Below are 17,823 nucleotides of genomic sequence, written 5' to 3' on the forward strand. Positions count from 1 at the left end.
CCTCCTACCCCGGGCCTGCCTTGAGGGAGCGGCGTGTCCGCTCCCTCTTTTTTGCTGGAAGAGAGTCAGTTGCCGCTCGGAGCCATGATGACGGGTGCCGCGGCATCGCCCGAGGCATGCTTCACATAAGCGAAGCGCGGCTCCGGCTTGGCGGTGAGGACGTCTTCCACCGGAATGCCCATGCCGCCGGCGACGGTCATGTAGGGCCTCATATTGGTCATGCCGTTCGCGGCGAGGGTGAGGACGATCCCGAAAAGTCCATAGGCAGTCAATTCAAGCGCGTTCATGGTCATCTCTCCCGGCACCTCAAGTGCCGAAACCGGGCGCGACGCACCCTCGAGCTGAGCTCTTCCTAAAACAGAAGGGCCGCTTCGTGGTATACAAAATACGCAAAGGTGGCCCGCGATGTTGCATGGCAGCATTGCGGAAGCGCGGGCGCCGCAGCAAGGCGGCACACGGTCGCCCGGTCGCGCGGACGGGGTGGGGATCAGGCTGCGGTGATCGCCTCGAAATGGGCGAGCAGCCCCCGTGTGGAGGGCGAAGCCTGGGCGGGGACCTCTCCGGCGGCCACCGCCGGCAGGAAGGCCGTGGCGAGCTCCTTGCCCAGCTCCACGCCCCACTGGTCGAATGCGTTGATGTTCCACACCGCGGCTTCCACGAACACGCGGTGCTCATACAGCGCGATGATGCGCCCGAGCGTGAACGGGTCGAGCCGCGCATAGGCGAGGGTGACGGACGGCCTGTCCCCGGGGAAGACGCGATGCGGGGCGATGCGCTCCACCGCCTCTCCCGCAAGTCCCTTCGCCCGAAGCTGGTCGGCGGCCTCCTCCAGCGTGCGGCCGCGCATCAGTGCCTCTGACTGGGCGAGGCAATTGGCCACCAGCAGGTCCTGGTGGTTCTTCAACTGCGGCTCGTGGCCCTCAGCCGCCACCAGGAAGTCGACGGGAATGATGTCCGTGCCCTGGTGGAGCAACTGGAAGAAGGCATGCTGCGCATTGGTGCCCGGCTCGCCCCACACGATGGGGCCGGTGGGGCGTGTCACGGCCTTGCCGTCGCGTGTCACGCTCTTGCCGTTGCTCTCCATGTCCAGCTGCTGGAGATAGGCCGGCAGGCGGGCGAGCCGCTGGTCGTAGGGAATGACGGCGCGGCTCGGGAAACCGCAGACATTGCGGTGCCACAGTCCCACCAGGGCGAGCAGCACCGGCAGGTTCTGGTCGAGCGGCGCGGAGCAAAAGTGCGCATCCATGGCGGCAGCGCCCGCAAGCAGCTCGCCGAAGCGGTCCGGCCCGATGGCGATCATCACCGGCAGCCCGACCGCCGACCAGACGGAATAGCGTCCGCCCACCCAGTCCCAGAAGCCGAAGATCCGGTCCGGCGCGATGCCGAAGGCCGCGACCTTGTCGAGGGCGGTGGAGACGGCGGCGAAATGCGCGCTTACCGCATCCTCGCCCAGCGCATCGACGATGAAGGCGCGGGCGGTGGCCGCGTTGCACATGGTCTCCACCGTGGTGAAGGTCTTGGAGGCCACGATGAACAAGGTGGTGGCCGGGTTCAGCGTCTTCATGAGGTCGGCGATGTGCGCGCCGTCCACGTTGGAGACGAAGTGGCAGCGCGGGCCGTCGTGATAGGGCGCGAGGGCGCCCGTTACCATCACCGGGCCGAGGTCCGAGCCGCCGATGCCGATATTGACCACATCCGTGAAGGCGTGGCCTCGCGCCCCGGCGATGCGCCCCTCGCGCACAGCGGCGGCGAAGGCGCGGAGCCGGGCGAGGGTGTCCGCCACCGCCGGCTTCACATCGATGCCGTCTACCGGAAGGGGCTCATCGGCTGCGGCGCGCAGGGCGGTGTGCAGAACGGCGCGGTCTTCAGTCAGGTTGATGTGGTCGCCCGCGAACATGGCGTCCCGCAGCGTCTCCACCCGCGCGGCGGCGGCGAGATCGAGGAGCAGGCCCAGCGTTTCGGCGGTCAGGGCGGTCTTGGAGAAATCAAGCAGCAGATCGCCATAGGCGCGGGAGAAATCCTCGAACCGGCCGGGCGTGGAAAACAGGTCGACGATACGCCCCGTGCGGTTCTTCCAGGCGGTGGCGAGGGCCTCGAAGGCAGCGTCGACGGTCGGGCGCGCGGCGGTCATCGGCAAGGAACTCCTTCAGGGGCACCACATGACATCGAGTGGGGCGCGGACGGCATTGAGGACGGCGCGGATGGGAAGCTCGGCAGCGTCGGTGCCGGCGCAGGCGCGCTCCAGGACCGATCGCTTCGTCCTGCCCTCGATATGCAGGAACAGCCGGTCGGCGGCGATGAGGGACGGCAGGGTGAAGGTGATGCGCGGCTCGCCGGCCCCTTCCGCCCGCGCAATGGCGAGCGGAGCCGTGCCGGCCGGGTCGATGGCTGCCGCAAGCCCTTCCGCTCCGGGGAAGAAGGAGGCGGTGTGCCCGTCGTCCCCCATGCCCAGCACCACGGCGGCGAAGGGGGAGGGCAGGGATGCCACCGTCGCGGTGGCGGCGGCCAGGCCCTCTTCCGGGGTCGCGTCACCGGTGAAGAGGGGAACGAAGCGCGCGTCGGCGGCCGGGCCCCGCAGCAGGTGGCGGCGCACCAGGGCGGCGTTGGAGCGGGGTGAGGTTTCCGGCACCCAGCGCTCGTCCACCAGCGTCACCGCGATACGGCCCCAGTCGAGGGGCGCGCCGGAGAGGGTCTCGAGGAAGGCGACCGGCGTGCGCCCGCCGGACACCGCAAGGCTCGCCGCGCCGTCGCGGGCAAGGCGGGCGCGCAGCGCCTCCGCCACATGGGCGGCGAGCGCCCGGGCGAGGGCCGGGCCATCCGCATAGGCGGCGATGGCCGGGGGAAAGGCGATGGGGGAGGAATGTGTGCTCACCGGGCCGGCCTCAGGTGTCGTCGGTCCAGGTGCGCCCGTCCCGCTCGATGAGCGCGATGGCAGCGGAGGGCCCCCAGGTGCCCGACGTATAGGGCTTGGGCGGCTCGCGCGAGGCGCGCCAGGCCTCGAGGATCGGGTCGATCCAGCGCCAGGCGGCCTCCACCTCGTCGCGTCGCATGAACAGGGTCTGGTTGCCGCGCACCACATCCATGATGAGCCGCTCGTAGGCATCCGGATTGCGCGCGCCGAACACGCTGGCGAAGCTCATGTCGAGTGGCACATGCTGCAGGCGCATGCCGCCGGGGCCGGGATCCTTGATCATCAGCCAGAGCTTCACGCCCTCGTCGGGCTGGAGCCGGATGACGAGGCGGTTCGGAGCGATGGGACCGGCGTGGCCGTCGAAAACCGAATGGGGAATGGGCCGGAAGGCCACCACGATCTCGGAAACGCGGCTGGCCAGGCGCTTGCCGGTGCGCAGGTAGAAGGGCACGCCGGACCAGCGCCAGTTGCCGATCTCGGCCTTCAGCGCCACGAAAGTCTCGGTGCTGCTCTCGCCGGAGCCGAGCTCCTCCAGATAGCCGGGCACCGCTCCGCCGGCAGACGCTCCGGCGCGATACTGGCCGCGCACGGTCACCTGGGCGGCGTTGGCCTCGTTGATGGGCTCCAGCGCCTTCAGCACCTTGAGCTTCTCGTCGCGCACCGCATCGGCCTCCAGCGAGACGGGCGGCTCCATGGCGACGAGGCAGAGGAGCTGGAGAATGTGATTCTGCACCATGTCCCGGAGCGCGCCGGCGGTGTCGTAATATCCGGCCCGTCCCGCGGTGCCGATGCTCTCGGCGACCGTGATCTGGACATGGTCGATATGGGCGTTGTTCCACACCGGCTCGAACAGCGCATTGGCAAAGCGCAGCGCCATCAGGTTCTGGACCGTCTCCTTGCCCAGATAGTGATCGATGCGGAAAACGGCCTCCTCCCGGAAGACCTTGCCCACGGCGGCATTCACCTCGAGCGCGGACGCGAGATCCTTGCCCACGGGCTTTTCCACCACCACCCGCGTCCGCTCGGTGACGAGGCCGAAGGCGCCGATGCGCGAGCAGATGGGATCGAACAGGTCGGGGCCCACGGCGAGGTAGAAGACGCGCACGCGATCGCCCCCCGCTCCCAGCAGCCGGGCGAGATTCGCCCAGCCCTCGTCGGAAAGGGCGTCCACCGCCACATAGTCGAGGCGGTTCAGAAAGGCCGCGAGCCGCGACTGGTCCACATCCTCCACGCCATCCGACAGGCCCACGGCTTCGCGGGCGAAGGACTGGAAGGCCTCGCGCGGCATGGGGCGGCGGGAGACGCCGATGATGCGGGCATCGTCAGGGACCTGACCGGCGACGTCACGCTCGAACAAGGCGGGCAGGAGCTTGCGATGGGCCAGATCTCCGGTGGCGCCGAAGACCACGATATCGAACGGCTCCACCGTGACGACGCGTGCAACCATGTGGGCTTCCCCCTGAAGGAGGCGCGGCGTGCCCCCAACTCAACGTCCCGAAAGGCGGATGCGTCCACCTCGATCGTGCGGCGCGTTCGGTTCTTTGCGCAGCGCAGCAGCCGCACTTTAAAGCAGCTTCCCTTCAGATTGCATCGCAATCGGACCGGTAAAGCGTCCTCTTCGTGTCGCTGAAGGCGGATTCACGGAACAAGCTGAATCAACCGGTGCGGTTCCCGCCGCCATGGGCCGCCTCGTGAGGAAACTCCCAGGCCATGACAGGGATAAAACGCTTCGGCCCGAAGCGGCCAGGGGATGCGCAAGGGGCAGGGGAACAAGGGGATTGTGCGGGACGCGCAGGGGCAGGTGCCCTGGTCGTGGACGGCGCCCGGATCAGCAGGCGTGTGGCGCGGGAGGCCTTCGACCGAACGCGGAAACGCAAAATCCGCGCGAAGGGCTCGCGCGGATGAAAGGCTCGAAACTCAGCATGAAGTCCCTCGGAGCCGCCCCTGCAAGGCGACGGCCCGTCGGCAAACGCGCGCCTCAGCGAGTGGGGCGCGGCTTGGAAGGGATGAGGCCTTCGCGCTGGGCGCGCTTGCGGGCGAGCTTGCGGGCGCGGCGGATGGCCTCGGCCTCCTCGCGGGCGCGCTTCTCGGACGGCTTCTCGTAGTGGCCACGCAGCTTCATCTCGCGGAAGATCCCCTCGCGCTGCATCTTCTTCTTGAGCGCCTTGAGGGCCTGATCAACGTTGTTGTCGCGGACGAGAACTTGCACGTGTCTACCTCTTCGAGCTGTTGCGCCGAGCCGGGCCGAAACCTGATCTGAGATACCGAACCGGGGAAGATCAGGCGGTCCGCCTTGCCTTCAGCATGTCCGGAAGAGCCGCTCTCTTATCAGAACGGCAGTGGCGTGTCCACATCCTGCTTGCATCGGATGCGGTAGCCGCACGTTGCGCCGGCTCACTTTCCCGCGTGCAGCCGGCCGAAGCTCAGCCGGCGCGGGCCAGCTGACCGCCGAGGGGCTCGGTGGCCGCGGCGACCGAGAGGGCGAAGGACGTGCGTCCCTTGCGCCTCAAGGCCTCGCGGCACAAGGTATCGAGCTCGGCGCGGATCTCCGCGTCGCCGAAGCACTGGCCCGCTTCCGGAATGCCACGCATGAAGCGCAGTTCGATCTGGATGAGGCGCCAGCTGCAATAGCGGCCGGAGCGCGCCATCTGCCGCGCGAGTTCGCGCAGGCGGTCGAGATACAGGTCGTCCATCGGCATCCCCCGAAGCCGTATGGTAAGATGGTATGGAAGCATAGCGCACGCGGCGAATCGCTTCCATGCGCCTTTTGTCGCCGTGCAGTACCGTCATGTGGATGACGTGTGGACGTCGCTGTCTTGCGCGTGAAGGTATCTTGCTGCGTATGCATGACGCTTCCAAGACGGAGGCGTCAAAAATCAGCAGGCCGCCGCGCGGGCGTCAGCACCCTTCGTCGGAAACGTTCGTGCAGGCTTCCGGGTCCCGGCGCACGCGCACCACGTGACCCATCTTGCGGCCGGCACGGGCCTCGTCCTTGCCATAGAGATGCACATGGGTGCCGGGCTCCGCGAGCAGGGCATGCCAGTCGTGCACGTCGGCGCCGATGAGATTGGTCATCTCCGCCCGGCCGATGCGCGCGACCTCGCCCAAGGGCCAGCCGGCGATGGCGCGCACATGCTGCTCGAACTGCGAGGTGACGGCGCCGTCCTGCGTCCAGTGCCCGCTGTTGTGTACGCGCGGAGCGATCTCGTTGACGATCACGCGCTCGGTGGATCCGCTGCACACCACAAATAATTCCACCGCGAACACGCCTTCGTAGTCGAGGGCATCGCCGATGGTGCGAGCGATGGCGCGCGCCTGGACGGCGGCCGATGCGGTCAGCGTCGCGGGCACCGTGGAGGTGTGGAGGATGTGCTCGCGATGCACATTCTCGGTCACGTCGAAAGCGGAGAAGGCCCCGTCCGCGCGGCGCGCCGCGACCACGGAGACCTCCCGCTTGAACGACACGAAACCTTCGAGGATCGCGCTCTGGCGTCCCAGGGCGTGCCAGGCGGCGGTGAGGTCGTCGCCGGGGCGGATCATCACCTGCCCCTTGCCGTCATAGCCGAAGCGGCGGGTCTTCAACACGGCGGGAAGTCCGAGGGCGGCAACCGCCGTCTCCAGGCTGGCGAGATCATCCACGCCGGCGAAGGGCGCGGTCTCGATGTCCTGCTCCTGGACGAAGGTCTTTTCGAGCAGCCGGTCCTGGGTGATGGCGAGGGCCTTGGCGCCCGGCTTCAGCGGCACGCGGGCGGCGAGGAACTCGGCGGTCGCCAGCGGGACGTTCTCGAATTCGTAGGTCACCACGTCCACGCCCGCCGCGAACCGCTCCAGCGCCTCGAAGTCGTCATAGGCGGCGCAGATGTGGTGAGCGCAAACGTGGAAGGCCGGGCTGTCCTTGTCCGGGCAGAGAACATGGGCCTTCAGGCCCAGCTCCGCGGCCGCGAGGGCGATCATGCGGCCGAGCTGGCCGCCGCCGAGAATGCCGATGACGGATCCGGGAGTGAGCATGGGTCTCAGGACGGGCGATCGGCGACCGCTTCGGTGCGCGCGGTCCGCCAGGCTTCGAGCCTGTCGGCGAGGGCAGGGTCCGAAATGGCAAGCACGGCGGCAGCGAGCAGAGCGGCATTGGTGGCGCCCGCAACGCCGATGGCGAGGGTGCCGACGGGGATGCCGGCGGGCATCTGCACGATGGAATAGAGACTGTCGAGGCCCGAAAGCGCCTTCGATTGCACGGGCACCCCGAACACCGGAAGCGTGGTGAGCGCCGCCACCATGCCCGGGAGGTGGGCTGCTCCGCCCGCACCGGCGATGATCACCTTGAAGCCTTCCGCCTTCGCGCTCCTGGCAAAAGCGTACATGCGATCCGGCGTGCGATGGGCGGAAACGATGCGGGCGTCGTGCGTGATCTTCAGCGCCTCCAGCGTTTCAGCTGCATGACGCATGGTGTCCCAATCGGACTGGCTGCCCATGATGACGGCAACGTCAGCCGTGCCCATTCCTCAAGACCCCGCAAAACGGAAAGCGCGGCTTTATAGGATCAGGGCGGCCGGGGCAAGGGGCCTCATGCCGCGCGCCGCCCGCTTCACCGCCAGCGGCGGTGCAGCCAAAGCCATTGGTCGGGATACTCGCGCACCCAGCCTTCGATCACGCCGGTCACCGCCTGCATGGCGCCCACCACGTCGATCCTGCCCTCCGCATCGCGGGGGAGGGGGATCTCCTGCGTGATTTCCACCCGGAAGCGGGCGTTCGGCAGGCGAATGACCCGCATGCCGTGCACCGGGCAGTCGAACTGGCGGGCGAGGCGGGCAAGCGTCGGGTTGGTGGCGCAGCGGCGGCCGAAGAAGGTGACCTCCGGCCCGCCGGTCCAGTACTGGTCCACCAGCATGCCCAGGTGCTCGCCCTCCGCCAGCATGCGCGCCATCTGGCGGCCGGCATCGCGGCCGGCGCGGATCAGGCCGGGCATGGTGCCGGAGCGCATCTCCTCGATCATGGCCGCGGCCCGCCTGTTGTTCGGCGCGCGATAGAGCACGCCGCCCGGCACGTCGAACTTGGCGCCGGCGATGGCGCACATTTCCCAATTGCCGGTATGGGCGGTGAAGAACAAGGCGGGGCGGCCATCGTCGCGCAGCCGCTGGAAGATCTCCGCGCCCACCACTTCCACGCGGCCCTGGCCCGGATGGGCGGGATCATAGTCCCACAGGCGGTCCTGCTGGGCGAACTCGGCCGCGAGCCGGCCCATGTTCGCCCACACGCCGCGCATCAGTGCGTTGATTTCACTGGAGCTTTTTTCCGGGAAAGCGGCAGTGAGATTACGCCGGGCCACCTTGCTGACGGAGAAGAAGGGGCCGAGGGACCGCGCCCAGAAGGCCATGCCGCCGGCCGAGAGCCACAACGGCCACAGGCGCAGCCACCAGATGGATCCGCGCACATAGCCCGCCACCAGCACTTCCACCACCGGCAGCAGCTTCAGGCGCAGCCGGTGCAGGGCCTTGCGGGCGGGGAGGGGAAGCCGGGCCACGGTGAGGCGCGCCGTCCCCGCCTTCAGAACTTCACCACGATCTTGCCGAAGACCTTGCGGCTCTCCAGCCGCTCCAGGCCCTCGTTGAAGTTTTCCAGCGGCACCACGGTGTCGATCACCGGCTTGATGCCCCGGCCCATCTTCTGGAGGCCCTCGGAGACGTTCCGGATGGTGGCCCCGAAAGAGCCGAAAATCTTGTACTGCCGCTGGAACAGCTGCATCAGGTTCATCTGCACGCTGACGCCGGAAGTGGAACCGCAGGTGACGAGGCGGGCGCCGGGCTTCATGGAGAGGAGCGAGGCGTTCCAGGTGTCGGCGCCCACATGCTCGAACACCACGTCCACGCCGACCTTCTTGGTGATCTTGCGCACTTCGTGCTCGAAGCGGTCCTTGCGGTAGTTGATGACGTGGTCGGCGCCGAGCGCCAATGCCTTCGCCATCTTTTCATCGTCGCCCACGGTGGTGATGACGGTGGCGCCCACGTCCTTGGCGAGGCGGATGGCGGCGGAGCCGATGCCCGAGCCGCCCGCATGCACCAGCACGGTTTCGCCCTTCTCCAGCTTCGCATTGTCGAACAGCATGTGCTCGACCGTGGAGAAGGTGATGCCGGCGCAGGCGGCATCCTCGAAGGAGACGCCCTCGGGGGCGGGGATGACGAGGCGCTCGGGCATGTTGATCACGTCGCGGGCGAAGCCGTCGATGTGGAAGCCGAGCACGCCGCCGACGTTCTCGCAGAGGTTGTCGCGACCGGCGAGGCAGTTCTTGCAGTGGCCGCAGGTCATGGCGCCATACATGGCCACCGTCTGGCCCACCTTCAGGCCGCGCACGTCGGCGCCGAGCGCCACGATCTCGCCGGCGGCCTCCGCGCCCACCACGAGGGGCATCTTGCGCTTGGCGAAGGCCATGCCGCGCCAGCCCCACACGTCGATATGGTTGAGCGCCAGCCCCTTCACCCGGATCTGCACCTCGCCGGCGCCGGGGGCGTCGGGTTCGGGCAGGTCGACGAGTTCGAGCTTGCGGTCGGAGACGAGCTGGAGCGCGCGCATTGTTATTCTCGTGAAGCTGGTGTCAGCGGTGGGCGGCGAGCGAAGCGGAAAGCCCGCCATCCACCGGCAAGATGGCGCCGGTCATATAGCCCGCGCCGGGGGAGAAGAGAAAGGCCACCACCTGCGCCACATCATCGGGCGTCGCGAAGCGGCCGGCGGGAATCTGCGCCTCCATCTTCGCCCGGTAGTCGGCGAACTTCTCCAGCATGGCGGTATCGATGAAGCCGGGGGCGACATAATTGACGGTCACGCCGCGCCGCGCCGTCTCGATGGCGAGGCCGCGCACATGGGCGAGCAGCGCTGCCTTGGAGGCGGCATAGGCCGCGTTGCCCTGGTTCGCCTGCAAGGCCGCGACGGAGCCGATGGCGACGATGCGCCCGGCCTTTGCCCGTGTCATGGGCCGGACCAGCGCGCGGGAGAGGCGCACGAAGGCGAAGTGGTTCACCTGCATGACCGCTTCCGCCTTGTCCTGGTCGATCATGGCGGCGAGGGTGTCGTAGGAGGCTCCCGCGTTGTGGCAGAAGCCATGGAAGGTGTCCCCGGCCTCAAGCTCCTCAGCGAAGGTCTCCACCGCCGCGCGGTCGGCGAGGTCCAGCGCGCGGGCCGAGAGCTGCGCATCCGGATGGTCGGCGCGGATCGAGGCGATCAGAGCCTCCGCTTCCGCCCCGGCCGAGCGGTAGGTGAAGGCGACCGGATAGCCCGCCTCCACGAGCCGCCGCACAATGGCGGATCCCAGCCCCCGGCCGCCGCCGGTCACGAGAATGGGACGGGGCGTCGTGGTCATCAGGCGGCGTCCTTCGCAACGCGCGGCTCTGCGGATTTGCCCTGCCCGGACGTGGCCGCGCGCGTGCGACCGCGCCGCCAAGCCCGTGGCGCATCCTGTCGCGTGGCATCATCGTTGACCGGAGCGCGCCCGGCCATGGCCGGGATGGACAAGAGCCAGAAGACGACCGCCGATCCCGCCCTCACGCCGGCTCCCCCGCAAGTACCAGGCAGACATTCTGCCCGCCGAAGCCAAAGGAGTTGGAGATGACGCGCTTCACCGTGGCGTCACGCGCCACGTTGGGCACCACGTCCAGCGGGATGGCCGGATCGGGGATGTTGTAATTGATGGTCGGTGGAATGCGTCCGTTGGCGATGGTGAGCAGCGACACCGCCGCCTCGATGGCGCCGGCGGCCGTCAGCGTATGGCCGATCATGGACTTGTTGGAAGAGATGGGTGTCGCGGCGAGCTTCTCCTCTCCGAACACGCTCTTCATTCCCACATATTCCATGCGGTCGTTCTCGGGGGTCGAGGTGCCGTGGGCGTTGATATAGTCCACGTCCTCCGCCGTGATGCCGGCGTCCTCGAAGGCATTCTTCATGCAGCCGATGATCGGCCGGCCGTCGGGGCTGGAGCGGGTGCGGTGGAAGTTGTCGGCCATCTCGCCGCAGCCTTCCAGCACGCCCAGGATCTTGGCGCCGCGCGCCACGGCATGCTCATAGCTTTCCAGCACGAGGGCGGCCGCGCCCTCGGCCATCACGAAGCCGTCGCGGTTCTTGGCGAAGGGACGGGCCGCGCCTTCCGGATTGTCGTTCGCCGTGGTGAGCGCCGACAGCAGCGAGAAGCGGATCAGCGCCTCGGGGTGCACCGACCCGTCCGTGCCGAGGGAGAGGGCCACGTCCGTCTCGCCGCGGCGGATCGCCTCGACGCCCAGCTGGATGGCGGTGGCGCCGGAGGCGCACGCGGTGGACAGCGAGATCGGCTGGCCGCGGGTGCCGAACTTGTCGGCGAGCCGGTCCGCCACGGAGCCGAACAGGAAGCGCTCGTGCCAGGGGCGGAACTTGCCGGAGGCCGCCGCGCCCAGGAGGTCGTGATAGACGATCGGATACTTGCCCACGGCATCGGCGATCTGCCGGCGCTCGGGCCACTCCAGTTCCACCGGCGGCACGGCGGCGAACAGGGGGCCGGGGAAATCGCCGGCCGAGCCGATGCCGGATTCGGCGATCGCCTCCTCGGCCGCCAGCGTCGCGAGCTTCTCGGAAAGGTCGGGGGCAGGGACGCGGCCGTCGAACAGGAAATCCACCGTGCCGGCGATGGTGGTGCGCATGCCCTCGATGGGGAAGCGGGTGATGGTGTGGATGCCGCTCTCACCGGCGGTGAGGCGGCGCCAGTTGTCTTCCTTGCCCTGGCCAAGGGAGGTGACAACGCCAATGCCCGTGACCACCACGATGGGGCGTCCGAACTTGTCCAAATGCGCTTGCGACATCTCGCGGCTCCTGGTGTGAAGCGCGCCCGCCCCGGCGCTCACCTGATGTTCCCGCCGGCTCCGCGCAGGCCGCTGCGCGGACGTTCCGTTGCCGACAGGGTCGGAAAATAAGCTGAAGCCGGCGCCAAGGTAAATGCGCCGGCTTCGCGTGGCTTGATCCCGCTAGTGCGCAGGGATCGGGTGGGCGGGATAATTCCCGGTGGCCTCAGGCCTTCTCCACTACGCCCGCGCCTTCGCCGCGCCAATGGCCCACCTGGGTCACGACCGCGCGGGAGATGCCGTCGCCGGCCTTCTCCAGCAGGTCGCCGGCCAGCGGCGGGAACAGGGCCCCCTTCGACACGGCAAGTGCGGCGAGGGCTAGGCCGGCGATGAACTGCGCCTCGAAGCCGTGGCCGAGCCGGTTGGTCACCGCGCGCACCGGAACGCCGGTGTCGCCGAGCGCCTTGGCCTCTGCTTCCGTAGCGTCGCGGGCGCCGGTGGCGCCGGAGATGACAGCCGTGCCCACGCCGGTGCCGGCGGTGGCGAGAAGGTTCTTGATCTTCTGCTCCAGCGCGCCATCGACCGTGCGGCGGGCCCGCTCGGACCACACGCCGGAAATCCGGGCGATGGGCTTGGCTCCGCGGGCCGTGGCGTGCTCCGGCGATTCCAGCACCAGGAAGGCGCCCATGGAGCCGGAGGCGATGCCCGGGGCTCCGCCGCTGAAGACCGGGCGGAACTCACCCTTCAGGCAGAAATCGTCGAGATCGTTCAGGAGCAGCGTGTCCTCGCGCTCAGCGTTGTAGGCGCCGCCCACGAGAGCGATGTCGCTCTGGCCCGCGGCGATGCGCGAATAGGCCACCCGCACGGCATCCACGCCCGCGCTCTCCTCGCCCATGAAGGTGCGGGAGGAGCCGGTGACGCCATGGACGATGGAGATGTTGCCCGCCAGCAGGTTGGACAGCTGGGCCAGCGAGAGGGTCGGGCGCAGGTCCGACAGCAGCCGCTCGTTCAGCAGGCGACCGGCGTCGTTGGAGGCGGAGAGATCATTGAGGATCGCCGCGTCCACAGCGAAATCGCGCTCGCCGCCGCCGGCGGCCACGATCATGTCGGTCTTCGAGAGAATGTCGGTGTTCTTGGCGATGCCGGCATCGTCGAGCGCAAGGCCGGCCGCATAGGTGCCGATGCGCTGCCATGCCTCCATCTGCCGCTGATCGCCCTTCTTGGGGATCTGCGTGTCGAAGTTCACCTTGACGAGCGGGTGCACCACATAAGGCGCGAAGGTCGTCACGTCCGTCACCGGCGCGCTGCCCGAGGCCAGCGCCTGCCAATGAGCTTCGAGCCCCTCCCCAAGGGAAGAGACAAGACCGATGCCAGTGATCCAGACGTCGCGCTGGACCCGGCTCCGGCCACCTTTGGTGTCAGGCATCGGTAAATTCCGCGAGGGGGAAGGAGACGTGCTCGGCCACCTTCATCACCACCGGCTTCATCTTGCCTTCCGGCCAGGGAAGCACGCGGAAGGTGAGCTCCGCGCTGCAGATGGGCTTGCCTTCGAGGGTGGCGCTGGTCTTCGCCACCACGAAGCCGGAGCCCTCGTGCAGGATTTCCGAGTAGAGGTCGAGATTCTGACCCGGCACCACGAAGGTGCGCAGCTTCGCCTCCTTCACGGTGGCGAGGAAGGGCATCTTGTCGAAGCGGTTGCGCGCCAGCACCAGCCAGCCGGTGGTCTGCGCCATAGCCTCGATCAGCAGCACGCCGGGCATGATGGGATAGCCGGGAAAGTGCCCCTCGAAGATGGAGCTCTCTTCCGGCACAAGGCCCTGGCAGTGGATCTTTTGCAGCGACGGGTCGATAGCCACGACCCGGTCGATCATCTTGAAGACTTCAGGACGCATCTATCCCGGCCTCACGCGGCCTTCGCAGCGACCAACTCGTCGATGCGGGCGCAGAGGTTCTTGAGCACGAAATACTGCTCGGTGGTGGCCTTGCCGTCGTTCACTTCCTGCGTCCACTGCTCCAGCGGCAGCTTGATGCCGAACGCCTTGTCGATGGCGAAGGCGATGTCCAGGAAGTCCAGGCTGTCGATGCCGAGATCGTCGATGGCGTGGCTGTCCGGCGTGATGGTGTCACGCGGAATGTCGCAGGTTTCCGCGATGATGTTGGCCACCGTATCGAACGTCGAAGACATGGACTGACGCCTCTCGTGTACTCGGCCGGTCTGGTACGGCCGCCGCGGTCATCATGCCGTAGGCATCATGCAGGGCACCGGCCAAGGCCGAGGGTTGGCCGCATGGCCCCTTCGGAATGAGTTGTCGGCCCCTATAGCGAAGGCTGCAAGAGGTTTCAATGGCCGACGCCGAACGGTCCGCGCGGAAAGACTTCCCGCGGCGGCCCCGTGCGTTGCCCCGTCATTCGCACACCGTCCCGCGGCCGGCAAGGGCCGACGGGCGAAAGGGCGTGATTCCGGGTCGCCCGGCCTTCAGGCCGCAAGGGCACGTGCGATGAGCTGGTCGCGCACGCCGTCCACCGCATTCGTGCCGTACAGGGAGGCCGGCCGTCCGAGCCGGGTGGCTGCGAAGGCCTCCGCGATCGCGGGTGGGGCCGATTCGGCGAGCGCGGCGGCGGCGGCAAGGGTGGCAAGCCGCTCGGCGGCACGGCGGGCATGGGCCTCCCGGTCTCCGGCCCGGAGGCATTCCACCACCGTTTCGGCCGCCGCGACAGCGCCGGGCAGGTCGCCTGCGATGCGTAGGAGGTCGTCCAGCACCGCCGCCAGCGTGTCCGGCTCCCGCTTCGCCACCCGGGCGAGGTCGAGGGCCATCACATTGCCCGAGCCTTCCCAGATGGCGTTCACCGGCGCTTCCCGGTAGAGACGGGGCAGGGCGCTGTCCTCCACATAGCCGTTGCCGCCGAGCACCTCCATGGCCTCGCCGATGAAGCCGGGCGCCGCCTTGCACACGGCGAACTTCACCACCGGGGTGAGGACCCGCACCCGTGCCGCCTCCGCCTCATGGCCCGGCGCCGGGCTGGCCGCCCCATCCACGCTGCGGGCGAGCCGCAGGGAGAGCGCGGTATAGGCCTCCGCATCCAGCGCGAGATCCGCCAGCACCATGGCCATGGCGGGCTGGTCGATCAGCTTCTTCTGGAACACGGTGCGGTGGCGGGCATGGTGCAGGGCCCGCGACAGGGCCATGCGCATGAGCGCGGCCGAGGATACCGCGCAGTCCAGCCGCGTCATCTGCACCATTTCGATGATGGTCTGGATGCCTCGCCCCTCCTCGCCCACGCGCCAGGCGAAGGCGCGGTCGAATTCCACTTCGGAGGAGGCGTTGGAGCGGTTGCCGAGCTTGCGCTTCAGCCGGACGAGGCGCAGCGCGTTGACCCGCCCGTCCGGCCGGAAGCGGGGCATCAGGAAGCAGGTGAGGCCGGCTTTCGCCTGCGCCAGGACCAGCGCGGCGTCGCTCATGGGCGCCGAGAAGAACCATTTGGCGCCGGTAATTTCGTATTCCTCGCCCTGGATGCAGTCGGCGCGGGTGGTGTTGGCGCGCACATCGGTGCCGCCCTGGCGCTCCGTCATGCCCATGCCGATGGTCACGCCGGCTTTTTCCCAGAACGGCAGGAAGCGGCCGTCATAGACCCGCGAGCGGATGCGCGGCAGCCAGTCGCGCAGCAGCTGCGGGGCCGCCGCGAGGCTCGCCGGCGCGGCATGGGTCATGGTGAGGGGACAGACATGCCCGGCCTCCACCTGGCTCACCAGGTAGAGCCGGGCCGCGCGCGCCGCCTGCCGTGGCCGATCCGTCAGGTCCCAGCCGGAGCAATGGAGCCCGGCGGAGATGCTCTGCGCCGTCAGCGCGTGGTAGGCGGGGTGAAACTCCACCACGTCGCAGCGGCGTCCCTGCGGGTCGTGGCTGTGGAGTTCCGGCGGATTTTCGTTGGCGAGGCGGCCGAGCGCCAGCTGGTCGGCGCCGCCCCACTCCCGGCCGAAGGCGAGGATCTCGTCGGCGATGCCTGCCTGCGTGGCACTGGCCATCAGCGGGGCATCGAGCGCGGCGAGGTTCACATCGGCGAAGGGTGGAGGCTGGTTGCACACATCGTCCGGGTCGTGCGCGGCGTCCATGGCGTCTCCCCGCCGGCCGTTCGCTCCTCTGTCGGGCGCGCGTCGCCGGCAATGCTGGCCTTTGTCCAGTCGTGCGAGCATTCGCGCGGAATTGCAAGGCGGCCCCGCCGGGGCGCCGTCCGCCTTCGCCGGGGGCGGGCTCCGCCCGTCAGAGCGGCCCGGAGAACGTGTTGCACTGCTGCATGGAGCCGGTCTTCAGCCCGCGGGTGAACCAGTTCACGCGCTGCTGGGACGAGCCGTGGGTGAAGCTGTCCGGCACGGCGTAGCCCTGGGACTGTTTCTGCAGACGGTCGTCGCCGATGGCGCTGGCGGCATTGAGCGCCTCCTCCACGTCGCCCGGCTCGAGGATGCGGAAGCGCGAATTGGCGTGGTAAGCCCATACGCCGGCGAGGCAATCGGCCATCAGCTCCACGCGGACGGACAGGTTGTTGGCCTCGGCGCGGGAGGAGGCGCGCGCCTGGGCCTGCTGCACCTTGGGCAGGATGCCGATGAGGTTCTCCACATGATGACCCACCTCATGGGCGATCACGTAGGCGGCGGCGAAGTCGCCCGGGGCCCTGAAGCGGTTCTTCATCTCCTGGAAGAAGGAGAGGTCGAGATAGACCTTCTGGTCCAGCGGGCAATAAAAGGGGCCCATGGCCGATTGCGCGCCGCCACAGGCGGAGCGGGTGGCGCCGGAGAACAGCACCAGCTTGGGGTCCTGATAGGTCTTGCCTTCGGCGCGGAACAGCTCGGTCCACACATCCTCGGTTTGCGCAAGCACGGCGGCCGCGAAGCGGCCGAGATCGTCCTTGGGAGGGCCTTGCTGGGTCGTCTTCGGGGTGGCCTGCTGCTGCTGGTAGCCCGCGCCGCCGCCACTGCCGTTGATGGCTTCCAGGCCGCCGATGAGGATGGCGGGATTGATGCCCAGCGCCCAGCCGATGAGGCCGACGACGATGATGGTGCCGATGCCGAGGCCGCCCCTGCCGCCGGGCATCTGGAACCCGCCCCCGCCCCCGCCCCCGTCTCCGCGCCGGTCTTCCACATTGTCGCTGGAGCGGAAATCTTCCCACCGCATGGCACGCCTCCCGAACGGTTCCTGGCGGCCCCTGCCGCCGCCCGGTGTCCGAAACCCTTGGCCCGGAACATGGGCTTACACTGCCTGAGGAGCAAGGCCCAGCCCGCGGCGCGGGTTCCATGCTATCAACAGGCCATTGGGCGAATCGCCTTTCACCTTGATGCCATCATCCGAAAAGACCATGGCCCCCCGCGGCAAAGCTCCCATCTCCGATACGCCCGTGCGGCCCCGCGGCCGGCCGAAAAAGGTGCTGGTGCCCGCGGCTCCGGCCTGGGTGGGGCTCGATTTCGCCCGCGAGCGTGCGCTTCATGCGCAGGGCCTCGCCCCCGTCGCCGGAGCGGACGAGGTGGGGCGGGGGCCGCTGGCCGGGCCCGTGGTGGCGGCCGCTGTCGTGCTCGATCCGGAGCGGGTGCCCCAGGGCCTCGATGATTCCAAGAAGCTGACGAAAGCGAAGCGCGAGGCGCTGTACCTGGAAATCTGCGCCACCGCCGAGGTGGCCGTCTCCCTCGCCCCTCCGGCGCGGATCGACCGGGACAACATCCGGCAGGCCACCTTGTGGGCGCTCGCGAATGCGGTGAAGGGCCTGCCGTTTCGCCCGGCCTTCCTGCTGGTGGACGGCAACGATCCCCCGCCGGCCGATTGCCGGGTGGAGGCCATCGTGGGCGGGGACGGGCTTGTCGCCTCCATCGCCGCGGCTTCCATCGTGGCGAAGGTCGTCCGCGACCGGCTGATGGCCGGCCTGGGCGCGGCCTTTCCCGCCTACGGCTTCGAGCGGCACATGGGCTACGGCACGGCCGAGCACGGCGCCGCGCTCCGCCGGCATGGCCCCTGCCTCCACCACCGCCGCTCCTTCGCGCCGGTGCGGGAGCAGCAACTGGGGCTGTTTCCGGCCGAAGACCGCGATCTTGAGGAAATGCCCTGAACCAGGGTTGCGCGGCGTCACCTTCGGCCG

The 17,823-nt window shown here is 68.8% G+C and carries 18 protein-coding genes; 1 reads left to right on the forward strand and 17 read right to left on the reverse strand.

Annotation, left to right across the window (positions count from 1 at the left end):
* Nucleotides 1-65: 65 nt before the first annotated feature.
* From V5F59_RS06930 to ypfJ, 17 genes are all read right to left on the reverse strand, one after another.
* Entirely contained in the window at nucleotides 66-287 is a 222-nt protein-coding gene (locus V5F59_RS06930; RefSeq protein WP_393982423.1) for a hypothetical protein, read from the reverse strand.
* 200 nt (nucleotides 288-487) lie between these two features.
* Nucleotides 488-2,131, reverse strand: coding sequence for a glucose-6-phosphate isomerase (gene pgi / locus V5F59_RS06935; RefSeq protein WP_393982424.1), 1,644 nt, complete (start codon nucleotides 2,129-2,131; stop codon nucleotides 488-490).
* A 15-nt stretch (nucleotides 2,132-2,146) separates the two neighbouring features.
* Nucleotides 2,147-2,872 (reverse strand): 6-phosphogluconolactonase, encoded by a 726-nt coding sequence (gene pgl / locus V5F59_RS06940; protein WP_393982425.1) that lies wholly within the window; start codon nucleotides 2,870-2,872, stop codon nucleotides 2,147-2,149.
* 10 nt (nucleotides 2,873-2,882) lie between these two features.
* Entirely contained in the window at nucleotides 2,883-4,358 is a 1,476-nt protein-coding gene (zwf, locus tag V5F59_RS06945) for a glucose-6-phosphate dehydrogenase (protein WP_393982426.1), read from the reverse strand.
* Between the two features lie 531 nt (nucleotides 4,359-4,889).
* Nucleotides 4,890-5,120, reverse strand: coding sequence for a 30S ribosomal protein S21 (gene rpsU, locus V5F59_RS06950; RefSeq protein WP_012113273.1), 231 nt, complete (start codon nucleotides 5,118-5,120; stop codon nucleotides 4,890-4,892).
* A gap of 214 nt (nucleotides 5,121-5,334) precedes the next feature.
* Nucleotides 5,335-5,604, reverse strand: a complete 270-nt coding sequence (locus V5F59_RS06955) for a hypothetical protein (RefSeq protein WP_393982427.1) — start codon at nucleotides 5,602-5,604, stop codon at nucleotides 5,335-5,337.
* A 205-nt stretch (nucleotides 5,605-5,809) separates the two neighbouring features.
* Nucleotides 5,810-6,919, reverse strand: a complete 1,110-nt coding sequence (locus V5F59_RS06960; RefSeq protein ID WP_393982428.1) for a 5-(carboxyamino)imidazole ribonucleotide synthase — start codon at nucleotides 6,917-6,919, stop codon at nucleotides 5,810-5,812.
* A gap of 5 nt (nucleotides 6,920-6,924) precedes the next feature.
* Nucleotides 6,925-7,407 (reverse strand): 5-(carboxyamino)imidazole ribonucleotide mutase, encoded by a 483-nt coding sequence (gene purE, locus V5F59_RS06965; RefSeq protein WP_393982429.1) that lies wholly within the window; start codon nucleotides 7,405-7,407, stop codon nucleotides 6,925-6,927.
* An 86-nt stretch (nucleotides 7,408-7,493) separates the two neighbouring features.
* The gene (locus V5F59_RS06970) at nucleotides 7,494-8,429 is read right to left on the reverse strand and encodes a lipid A biosynthesis lauroyl acyltransferase (protein WP_393982430.1); all 936 of its coding nucleotides are present in this window, start codon (nucleotides 8,427-8,429) and stop codon (nucleotides 7,494-7,496) included.
* Between the two features lie 23 nt (nucleotides 8,430-8,452).
* Nucleotides 8,453-9,475, reverse strand: coding sequence for a zinc-binding dehydrogenase (locus V5F59_RS06975; protein WP_393982431.1), 1,023 nt, complete (start codon nucleotides 9,473-9,475; stop codon nucleotides 8,453-8,455).
* 22 nt (nucleotides 9,476-9,497) lie between these two features.
* Nucleotides 9,498-10,259 carry an SDR family NAD(P)-dependent oxidoreductase gene (locus tag V5F59_RS06980; protein WP_393982432.1) on the reverse strand — a complete coding sequence of 254 codons (762 nt, stop codon included), beginning with the start codon at nucleotides 10,257-10,259 and terminating at the stop codon, nucleotides 9,498-9,500.
* 181 nt (nucleotides 10,260-10,440) lie between these two features.
* The gene (locus tag V5F59_RS06985; protein WP_393982433.1) at nucleotides 10,441-11,724 is read right to left on the reverse strand and encodes a beta-ketoacyl-ACP synthase; all 1,284 of its coding nucleotides are present in this window, start codon (nucleotides 11,722-11,724) and stop codon (nucleotides 10,441-10,443) included.
* Between the two features lie 205 nt (nucleotides 11,725-11,929).
* Nucleotides 11,930-13,129, reverse strand: coding sequence for a beta-ketoacyl-ACP synthase (locus V5F59_RS06990; RefSeq protein ID WP_393982434.1), 1,200 nt, complete (start codon nucleotides 13,127-13,129; stop codon nucleotides 11,930-11,932).
* A complete protein-coding gene (locus V5F59_RS06995) occupies nucleotides 13,122-13,595 on the reverse strand; it encodes a 3-hydroxyacyl-ACP dehydratase FabZ family protein (protein ID WP_393982435.1) in 474 nt (157 codons plus the stop codon). The genes V5F59_RS06990 and V5F59_RS06995 overlap by 8 nt, the downstream gene beginning before the upstream one ends.
* Before the next feature lie 11 nt (nucleotides 13,596-13,606).
* Complete coding sequence (locus V5F59_RS07000) at nucleotides 13,607-13,888, reverse strand: acyl carrier protein (protein WP_012113283.1); 282 nt, start codon at nucleotides 13,886-13,888, stop codon at nucleotides 13,607-13,609.
* Nucleotides 13,889-14,179: 291 nt separating this feature from the next.
* Nucleotides 14,180-15,814, reverse strand: a complete 1,635-nt coding sequence (locus V5F59_RS07005; RefSeq protein WP_393982436.1) for an acyl-CoA dehydrogenase family protein — start codon at nucleotides 15,812-15,814, stop codon at nucleotides 14,180-14,182.
* A gap of 148 nt (nucleotides 15,815-15,962) precedes the next feature.
* Nucleotides 15,963-16,871, reverse strand: a complete 909-nt coding sequence (ypfJ, locus tag V5F59_RS07010) for a KPN_02809 family neutral zinc metallopeptidase (protein ID WP_393982437.1) — start codon at nucleotides 16,869-16,871, stop codon at nucleotides 15,963-15,965.
* A gap of 181 nt (nucleotides 16,872-17,052) precedes the next feature.
* Between ypfJ and rnhB the strand changes: the two genes are divergently transcribed.
* Nucleotides 17,053-17,793 carry a ribonuclease HII gene (gene rnhB, locus V5F59_RS07015; protein ID WP_393982438.1) on the forward strand — a complete coding sequence of 247 codons (741 nt, stop codon included), beginning with the start codon at nucleotides 17,053-17,055 and terminating at the stop codon, nucleotides 17,791-17,793.
* Nucleotides 17,794-17,823 lie beyond the last annotated feature (30 nt).

The organism is Xanthobacter nonsaccharivorans (assembly GCF_043194755.2).
In the GTDB taxonomy this organism is placed as follows: domain Bacteria; phylum Pseudomonadota; class Alphaproteobacteria; order Rhizobiales; family Xanthobacteraceae; genus Xanthobacter; species Xanthobacter autotrophicus_G.